The organism is Saccharothrix coeruleofusca (genome assembly GCF_014648515.1).
Taxonomy (GTDB): Bacteria; Actinomycetota; Actinomycetes; order Mycobacteriales; family Pseudonocardiaceae; genus Actinosynnema; species Actinosynnema coeruleofuscum.
Genome location: NZ_BMRG01000028.1, coordinates 4,974 through 13,675, shown reverse-complemented (window position 1 = coordinate 13,675; position 8,702 = coordinate 4,974). Strand labels below are relative to the sequence as shown.

The following is an 8,702-nucleotide window of genomic DNA, read 5'->3' as shown; positions in this document are numbered from 1 at the left end:
CAGCACCAGCGACGCCACCACACCCGCCAGCGGCACCGGCGGCGCGGCGTCGGCGCCCTCCGCCATGTGCACCACCAGGTCCCGCTTGCGGAACACCGTCACCCCGCCCCGGGCGACCGGGGCGGCGGTCAGCAGGCGGGCGACCTCGCCGCCCATGCCGGGCAGCGCCTGGTACAGGGCGGCCTGGCGGGGCGCGCCGTGCTCGGCCGCGCCGCCGCGCCCGACCACCCGCATCACCGCGGTGGCCAGGAACCGGCGCCTGCCGTCCTCGTCGGACAGGTCGCGGTCCTCCACCAGGAACGGCCGCAACGCGTCCTCGACGGCCCGGATCTGCGGCTGCTGGGCCAGGTAGCGCACCGCCTCGGCGGGCGAGCAGGTGATGTCGACCACCCGCACCACGGTCGTCCCGGCCATGAACACCGAGGTCCGCGCCAGCATCGGGGGCCCGCCGCCCGGTCCGCCCGGTCCACCCGGCCGGGGCCTGGCGTAGCCCGCCAGCAGAGCGGCCACCTCGCCCTCTGCTCCCGGCCGCACGGCGAAGGTCAACGCGTAGCGGTTCACAATCTGCCTCCCACTTCCCGCCGCGGCGCGGTCGTCGTCGCACGGACCAGGTAGCGCCGCGACTCCCGGTCCTCCGTGCACGCCAGCAGCGGCGCGGCCAGCTCCCGGTGCCCCGGCGTCGCCTCCCACGCGGCGAAGTGGCCGAAGCTGCGCCACTCGCTGGTGATGACCCACTCGTCCGGGTCGTGCAGGGACTGGCACAGCTGGTCGCCCAGGTAGCCGTCCACCTCGGCCACGGCGTGGCGGATGCGCTGGTAGGCCTCCAGCAGGCGCTCACCGGCACCGTGCGTCACGCGCAGCCGGAAGACCACCCTGAGGTGGTCCACACCGTCCTCGTCCCACCCTGTCGTCGGTGCCATCGCGCGGCCCGCTACTCGGGCACGACGACGGTGCGGCGGGCCTCTCGGGCGCCCCGTGGGGGCACGTCCGCGCCGCGCGGCGGGGGCGCGCTCCCGGCCCGGTCCGCCTCGGCCGTCCCACACGACTGGAGCGCGGTGGCGGCATGGGGGGTGCTCGTCATCGGTGTTCCCTTCTGCCAGAAAATCTCGCGTCGGGTTCCCACCTTCTACGACGGCACGCCGATTTGACTGCTGGACAACCGTGACGAGTCGCGGACCACCCGCACGCGCGTACTACGGATCACTCTTCGTCATTTTTTCCGGCAGGCGATCAAGCCATCACTCCACAGAGGAGTGTCAGCTTTCCTTGGTAGTCACCCTGTTCCGGAGGGAGTCCGGGAAGGACCGCGCCACCGGCTCAAGCGGCGGCGAGCAGGGGTCCCGCGGCGAGACGAGCGCGTACACGCCCATGGCGAGGAAGAAAGCGGCGGTGATGATCGCGACGGTTCCCGCCGCGCCGCATCCACCGGATTGGAGCACCGGTCAGCCTACATCGCCGCGGTGCCGGGCGGACGCGGCACCGCGGCGGTCGGCCCCACTGGTCACACGCCGACCGGAACGTCACCCCTCAGGGTGATCCGGTGCATCACCCGCCGCTGGTCGCCGTAATCGTCCACGGCGTAGTGCGCGGTGCTCCGGTTGTCCCACACCACCACGTCGCCCTCGCTCCACCGGTGCCGCACGGTGAACTCCGGCCTGCCCACGGCGGCGAAGAAGACGTCCAGCAGCGCCCGGCTCTCCACCTCCGTCAGACCCAGCAGCCGCGTGGTGAAGCCGGGGTTGACGAACAGGCTGCGCCGCCCCGACTCGGGGTGCACCCGCACCACGGGATGCGTGACGGGCTCCAGCGAGCGCACGCGCCGCCCTTCCCAGGTGTTGCCCTCACCACCCAGCCGCTCGTGCAGGTACTCCTCGAAGTCCTTGCGCCCGTCGTGCAGCGCGGTCAGCTTGTCCGCCAGCCCGCGCACCGGCTCGGACAGCGACAGGTAGGCCGCCTCCAGGTCCGTCCAGCACGTGTCGCCCCCTGTGGGCGGCAGGGTCACCGCGCGCAGCACCGAGCCCAGCGGGGGCCGGGCCATGAAGGTGACGTCGGTGTGCCACACGGGGGCTTTGCCGCCGTCGCCCGCGTCCAGCACGTAGATCTCCGGGTGCTCGGCGTCCAGGCCGGGCACCACGGGGTGCGCGGGGGTCGGCTCGCCCAGCGCGGCGGCGAACCCGCGGTGCGCCGCCGGGGTCAGCGACTGGCCGGGGAACACCAGCACCTTGTGCTCCACCAGGGCGGTCCGCAGCGGCGCGGCGACCTCGGCGGAGGTCACGTCGTTGAGGTCAAGGCCGGTGACCCGCGCGCCCAGGGTCGGGGTGAGGGGTTCGAAGTGCGTCATGGTCTCTCCTCGCGGAGTCAGGCCGCGACCGCGCGCACGGCGCCCGCGACCTCACCGCGCAGCGCGGCGAACTCGGCCGAGCCGCGCAGCTCGTCGGCGGGCACACCGGAGCGCGGTAGCGGAACGGGCAGGTCCAGCGCCACCCGACCGGGCCGGTCGGACAGCACGACGACGCGGCTGGCCAGGAACACGGCCTCGTCCACGCTGTGCGTCACGAACACCACCGCCCGCTCGCCGTCGGTCAGCGAGCGGACGTCCTCCTGCAGCCGTTCACGGGTCAGCGCGTCCAGCGCGGCGAACGGCTCGTCCATCAGCAGCAGCCGGGGCCGGGCGGCCAGCGCCCGCGCGATCGCCACCCGCTGCTGCTGCCCGCCGGAGATCTCCCACGTGCGGCGGCGTCCCAGTTCGACCAAGCCGACCTGGGCGAGCAGCCCGCGAGTCCGCTGTGGACGGTCCGCGCCCGGCACGCCCGCCCAGCGCAGCGCGGTGGTGATGTTGCCCGCCACGCTCTGCCACGGGAACAGCCGGGGCTGCTGGAAGACCGTGCCGACGTCGCGGCCCGGCACGGGTGGCCCGCCCAGCACCTCGACCGCGCCGGTCGTGGGTCGCTCGAACCCGCTGACCAGTCTCAGCAGCGTGCTCTTGCCCGAGCCGGAGGGGCCGACCACGACCAGGAACTCGCCGGGCTCGACCCGCAGGTCCAGCGGCCCGAGTGCGGGCACGTCCACGCGATTGGCGCGGTAGCTGTGCGCCACGCCGGTCAGCTCGACCAGCGGCTCACCCACGGGGGGCTCGCAGTGCCGCGCGGAACGCCGCCAGGTCGGGCACCGACTCGACCTTCTTCTGCCCGTGCAGGAATTCCGCCGTGGTGCGCAGCCGCTCGGCCAGCTTCCCCGGCGCCTCCGGGGTGCCGAAGTACTCCGGGCTGAGCTGCTCGGCGTGGTCGAGGTAGATGTTCTGCCTGAGCTGGGACAGCGCGTCGTCCACGCCCGCGCCGATCTGCCGCGCCACGGCCTCGGCGACCACCCGCGGGTCCGTCTTGATCTTCTTGATCGCGTCGTCGGTGGCGGCCAGCCACTTGTCCACCACCTCGCCGTTGTGCTCGGCGAAGTCCGCGCGGGCGACGGTGAACGTCAGCGTCGGTTTGCCCGCGGCGGCCAGCCTGGCGCTGTCGGTGAGCGTCACGCCGTCCCGCTGGAGCTCACCGAGCACCGGCGTCCACACGTACGCGCCGTCGATGTCCCCGCGCTGCCAGGCCGCCTGGATGTTCTGCGGCTCCAGGTCCACCAGCGTCACCGAGGCCGGGTCCACGCCCGCCTGCTCGAAGGCGGCCAGCAGGCTGTAGTGCGCGGTGGAGCTGAACGGCGCGGCGACCTTGCGACCCGCCAACCCCTTGATGTCGGTGACACCGCTTGCCCTGCGCACCACCAGCGCTTCGCTGTCGCCGATCACGTTGAGCAGCTCGATGATCCGGTAGGGGATGCTCAGCGGCGGGCACAGCCCGGTCGCGGCCGGGCTGCTGCCGATGACCGCCAGGTCGACCGCGCCACCGAGGAAGGCGGTGTTGATGCTCGCGCCGGAGTCGAAGGAGGTCCAGGTGACCTCGTGGTCGGGCAGCGCCTTCTCCAGCACGCCCTGGTCCTTCACCAGCAGCGTGCTGTCGGCGAAGTTCTGGTAGGCCACGCGGACCTGCCGACGCGCGCCGGAGCCGGACGAGGACGAGCCGCCGACCCCGCACGCGGTCAGCACCGGCGCGGCGGCGAGCAGGGACAGGAGCGATCTGCGGCTGAGGGACATGGTTGTGCTCCCGGTGTGGGCGCTCACGCCCGCCCGCGCCACGGCGAGACGGCGCGTTGCAGCGCGAGGAGGGCGGTGTCGATGAGCAGCCCGGTCACGCCGATGACGACGAGGCCGAGCAGGACGACCGCGGTCTGGTTGTAGCGCTGGGCGTTGAGGACCATGCCCCCGATGCCGTCCGCGCCGTTGACGGTCTCGGCGGCCACCACCGAGCTGTAGGCGATGCCCACGGCCAGCCGGATGCCGGTGAGGATCTCGGGGGCGGAGGCGGGCAGCACCACGGTGGTGATCACGCCGAGCCGGTTCGCCCCCAGCGCGTGCGCGGCCTCCAGGTACTGGCGGTTCACCCCGGTCACGGCGGTCGCGGTGGCCACCGCGACCGGCGGGAACGCCGCCACCAGCAACAGGTAGACCTTGGGCTCCTCGTCGATGCCGAACCAGATGACCAGCAGGCTCAGGTAGGCCAGCGGCGGCAGCGCGCGCAGGAAGGTCACGAACGGCTCGACCACCGCGCGGACCACCGGCACCAGGCCCATCACCAGCCCCAGGCCGACGCCGACCAGCACGCCGTAGGCGGTGCCGTAGCCGACCCGGCGCAGGCTCACGCCGAGCCGCTCGAGCACCGTGGACCCCGCGTACCCGCCTTGGCCGTTGCCGCTGTCGGACGCGGCCAGCAGCTGGTCCCACACCTGCCCTGGACCGGGTAGCACGGCGGGCGGCCACAACCGCGCGAGGACCAGCAGTTGCCAGATCGCGATCAGCGCGAGCACCGCCGCCACGCGCACCAGGACCGAGTGCGTGGCGGACAGCGCGGCGCTCCCCGATTCCTTGAGTGCCATGGAGAACTCCGTGCCGCAGCGGGAAAAACCGGCTGAGCGGGAATGTACAGAAGTGCGCACGGCTTGATCGGGTTTCCCGCTTCGTGGACACCGCTGCCGAAAGCTCTTGCGCGGCAGGAGGAGTCGTGGCATCGCCGCGCCGACGCGCTCCCAGAAAGCGGGAACGGATAGTGCGGGCGGCGGTCGACGTGATAGCGGAATCGGGTCCGACCGCCTTGACGTGTCGGGCGGCGACGAAAGCCCAGGTCCCGCCGGGATGCACGGCCTATCGCCTCACCGACTTGGCGGAACCGCTGGAAGCGCGGCGTGATTGGCGGCCGCGCGCCACACCGCCCGGTCGCGCCGTTGGGCGGATTCCCTCGGACCACAATCAGATCCGTGCACCGAGCTATCGGATTTCCTGGTTTCCCCGGTCGCCCGGCACCGACGAGCGCCGACTTCGAACCTGCGCTGCGCCTGCTGCTCGACCGCGCACCCCGTGCGGGGGGTGAGGAGGTTCAGACGCTGCGCAGCACCGACACCACAACGCCCAGCAGCACCGCCTGATCGCCGTCGATGACCGGGTAGGCCGGGTTGCGCGGCTCCAGCAGCACGTGCCCGCCGCGCCTGCGGTAGACCTTCACCGTGGCCTCGTCGTCGATCATCGCGGCGACGATCTGCCCCGAGTGCGCCTCGTGCTGCTGCTTGACCACGACGATGTCCCCGTCGCAGATCGCGGCGTCGACCATCGAGTCGCCGCGCACCCGCAACCCGAAGACCGTGCCGCGCCCGGTGAGCCCGCGGGGCAGCGTCAGCACGTCGTCGACGTGCTCCTCCGCCGCGATGGGGGCGCCCGCGGCGATGTGGCCGACGACCGGCACGGGCACCGAGTCGGCCTGCTCCCGCGCCGGGGCCTGCCCCAGGAACGCCCGCACGTCCATCGGGCGGGTGGCCGCGCCGCCGCGCCGCAGGAAGCCCTTCTCCTCCAGGCTCGCCAGGTGCCTGGACACCGAGGACGACGAGCGCAGGCCGACCGCGTCGCCGATCTGCCGGGTGCTCGGCGAGTACCCGTGCCGGACCACCCAGTCCCGGATCGCCACCAGGATCTGCCGCTGGCGCGGCGGCAGGGCCGAGGCGTCCAGGTGGTCGAACGGGTCGAGATCGTCGTAGGCGGTCATTCGCGGGATGATAGATGCCGCCGACCGGCCTGCGCCGCGCCTCGCGCCCCGAAGGGCTCCGGTCAGGGCGGCCGGGCCACGTCGGACTGGGCCCAGAGCAGGTGGCGGACCCGCGGCGGCTCGGCGGCCAGGTCCCGTGCGGCGCGCTCCACGGCGACCTCGACCGCCGTGCCGCGCTCCAGGTGCTGGCGCAGGTGCTCGTTCCACGTCGCGACGGTGAAGGTCTCCAGGAACACCTCGGGGTCCTCGGAATCGCGGAACAGGCCCCACAGCGTCGCGCCGGTGCGCCTGCGGGACCGGCCCACCTTGCGCATCGCCTCGGTGAACTCCGCGACCCGCTCCGGGGCGACCCGCCACCGCACGGTCACCAGCACCGGTCCGGTGTCGGCGTCGGGGATCTCCGGCGGCGCGTCCCACAGGCTGGCGGGCGAGGTGTCCAGCTCCCGGTCGGTCAGCGGCAGCCAGCGCGCCGCGACGAGCAGCACCAACACCATCCCCACCGCTGGGAGCACCACCGCCGTGCGCACGCCCAGCAGGGTGGCCGCCGCGCCCCACACCACCGCGCCGAACGCCTGGCCGCCCATGAACATCAACTGGTAGTAGGCCAGGGCGCGGGCGCGCGTCCAGGCGGGCAGCAGCACCTGCGCGGTGGCGTTGAGCGTGGACAGCACGGCGATCCAGGCCGCACCGGCGACGAGCATCGCGGGGATGGCGACGGCGACCGAGCCGGTGAGCCCGGCCAGCGCCGTCGCCGCCGCGTACGCGCAGGTCGCGATGCTGACCAGGAGGTTCTTGCCGATCCCGCGCAGCAGCCGGGGCACCACGAACGCCCCGCCGATCGCCCCGGCCCCGACGCAGCCCAGCAGCAGGCCGTACCCGCCCGCGCCGAGCCCGAGCGGGCCTCGGGCGATGGTGGGCAGCAGCGCCCACATCGCGCTGCCGAACACCACGAACAGCACGCACCGCACCAGCACCCGTGAGAACAGCGGCGAGCTGCGCACGTACCGGGCCCCGGTGCGCACCGCGGTGAGCACGTGCTCGGCGCCCAGCGGGCGGTGGTCGGACGGCCGCCGCCACCGCCACAGCACCAGCATCACGCCGAGGAAGGACACCGCGTTGAAGGCGAACGTCGCCTCCGGCCCGACCGCCGCGATCAGCACCCCGCCCAGCGCGGGCCCGATGGCCCGGCCGACGTTCATGTTCACCCCGTTGAGCAGCGCCGCCTGCGGGATCTCCGCGCGCGGGACCAGCTCCGGCTGGATCGCCTGGAACGAGGGCATCGACAGCGCCTGCCCCACGCCCATCAGCGCGATGAACGCCAGCAGCGTGGCGGGCGCGGCCGCGTCGCCCGCGGCCAGCACCACCAGCCCCGCCGCGCCCAGCACCATCAGCGCCTGGCCGCACAGCAGCACGCGGCGCCGGTCCAGGATGTCGCCGATCGCGCCCGAGGGCACGACCAGCAGGAACACCGGCAGGGTGGTGGCCGCTTGGACGAGCGCGACCTGGAGTTCGCTGCCGCCGAGGTCGCCCATGAACCACTGCGCGCCGACGGTCTGCGCCCAGGTGCCGATGTTGGAGGCGAACTGGGCCAGCCACAGCGCGCGGAAGGTGGCGCGGCGCAGCGGAGCCCACGCGGTGGCAGCGGTCATGGGGTGGTCCCTCGGTCGCGTCGCCGGGTCACCACCAGCAGATACCTCGACCGGGAGCGGCCAAACCGCCCGCCCGCCGCGGCCGGGCCACTCCGACGGGTGAGGCGGGCGTGGTTCAGCGGGTCGCGGCGGTGAGGGCCTCGCGGACCTTCCCGAGGTCGGCGGGCACCGCGACCTGGATGCTCTCCCCGGCGTAGACCAGGTGGGCCGGGGTGCCCGGCTGCCACCTCCTGCCTTCGGCCAGCGGTCCGGCGTCCAGGGTGTCGTAGCCGATGCCGTCCAGGAACGCGGCCACCTCGCTCTTGGCGTCCGCGTGGTCGCCCGCGATCGGCAGCGCGGTGCGGTCCGGCGCGCCCGCCGGGCGGGGCAGGGCGCGCAGGGTCTGGAAGAAGATGTTGTTCAACGCCTTGACCACGTGCGCGGCGGGCAGGTGCCGTTGCAAGAGTTCGCTGCTGGTGGTGGCGCCGGTGTCGAGTTCGGCGATGGCGCCGTCGCGCTGCGGGTTGTAGTTGCAGGTGTCGATGACGGTCTTGCCCGCCAGCGGCCGCACCGGGAGGTCCCGGTAGACCCGCAGCGGCGTGGAGACCACCACCAGGTCCCCCGCTCGGGCAGCCTCGGCGGGGGTCGCCGCGCGGGCGTTCGGGCCGAGTTCGGCCACCAGGTCGGCCAGGGTCCGCGGGTCGCGCGAGTTGCTGACGACCACGCGGTGGCCCGCCGCCGCGGCGAGGCGGGCCACGGTGCCGCCGACGCGCCCGCTGCCGATGAATCCGATGGTGTTCACCTGTGCGTTCTCTCCTTCTTCGGCGGAATGCCCGGACTCGGGCTCTGCGCGGTGCACGGGCACCGGTCAGGAAATTGTGAAACCGGTGGTCCCCACCTGTCGCAGCCAGCCGAGCCAGTCCTCCATGTGCCAACTGGT

General features: G+C 73.5%; 10 protein-coding genes. All 10 read right to left on the bottom strand.

From position 1 onward, the window contains the following. The coding region (locus IEZ00_RS34260; RefSeq protein WP_229796378.1) for a SchA/CurD-like domain-containing protein at positions 1-561 on the bottom strand (561 nt) is incomplete at its 3' end. After that, the gene (locus IEZ00_RS34255) at positions 558-920 is read right to left on the bottom strand and encodes an antibiotic biosynthesis monooxygenase family protein (RefSeq protein ID WP_229796377.1); all 363 of its coding nucleotides are present in this window, start codon (positions 918-920) and stop codon (positions 558-560) included. The genes IEZ00_RS34255 and IEZ00_RS34260, both read right to left, overlap by 4 nt. A gap of 11 nt (positions 921-931) precedes the next feature. Next, positions 932-1,081, bottom strand: a complete 150-nt coding sequence (locus IEZ00_RS34250) for a hypothetical protein (RefSeq protein WP_189227506.1) — start codon at positions 1,079-1,081, stop codon at positions 932-934. Between the two features lie 420 nt (positions 1,082-1,501). Next, entirely contained in the window at positions 1,502-2,341 is an 840-nt protein-coding gene (locus tag IEZ00_RS34245) for a TauD/TfdA dioxygenase family protein (RefSeq protein ID WP_189227505.1), read from the bottom strand. Between the two features lie 17 nt (positions 2,342-2,358). Further along, the gene (locus IEZ00_RS34240; protein WP_189227504.1) at positions 2,359-3,126 is read right to left on the bottom strand and encodes an ABC transporter ATP-binding protein; all 768 of its coding nucleotides are present in this window, start codon (positions 3,124-3,126) and stop codon (positions 2,359-2,361) included. Beyond that, entirely contained in the window at positions 3,119-4,138 is a 1,020-nt protein-coding gene (locus IEZ00_RS34235; protein WP_189227503.1) for a taurine ABC transporter substrate-binding protein, read from the bottom strand. Before IEZ00_RS34235 ends, IEZ00_RS34240 begins: the two co-directional genes overlap by 8 nt. A 23-nt stretch (positions 4,139-4,161) precedes the next feature. Next, entirely contained in the window at positions 4,162-4,977 is an 816-nt protein-coding gene (locus tag IEZ00_RS34230; RefSeq protein ID WP_189227502.1) for an ABC transporter permease, read from the bottom strand. 497 nt (positions 4,978-5,474) lie between these two features. Further along, positions 5,475-6,134, bottom strand: coding sequence for a transcriptional repressor LexA (gene lexA / locus IEZ00_RS34225; protein WP_189227501.1), 660 nt, complete (start codon positions 6,132-6,134; stop codon positions 5,475-5,477). Positions 6,135-6,196: 62 nt separating this feature from the next. Further along, on the bottom strand, positions 6,197-7,783 hold the full coding sequence (locus IEZ00_RS34220) for an MFS transporter (RefSeq protein ID WP_189227500.1): 1,587 nt from the start codon (positions 7,781-7,783) through the stop codon (positions 6,197-6,199). 115 nt (positions 7,784-7,898) lie between these two features. Further along, the gene (locus IEZ00_RS34215) at positions 7,899-8,621 is read right to left on the bottom strand and encodes an NADPH-dependent F420 reductase (protein ID WP_268248884.1); all 723 of its coding nucleotides are present in this window, start codon (positions 8,619-8,621) and stop codon (positions 7,899-7,901) included. Positions 8,622-8,702 lie beyond the last annotated feature (81 nt).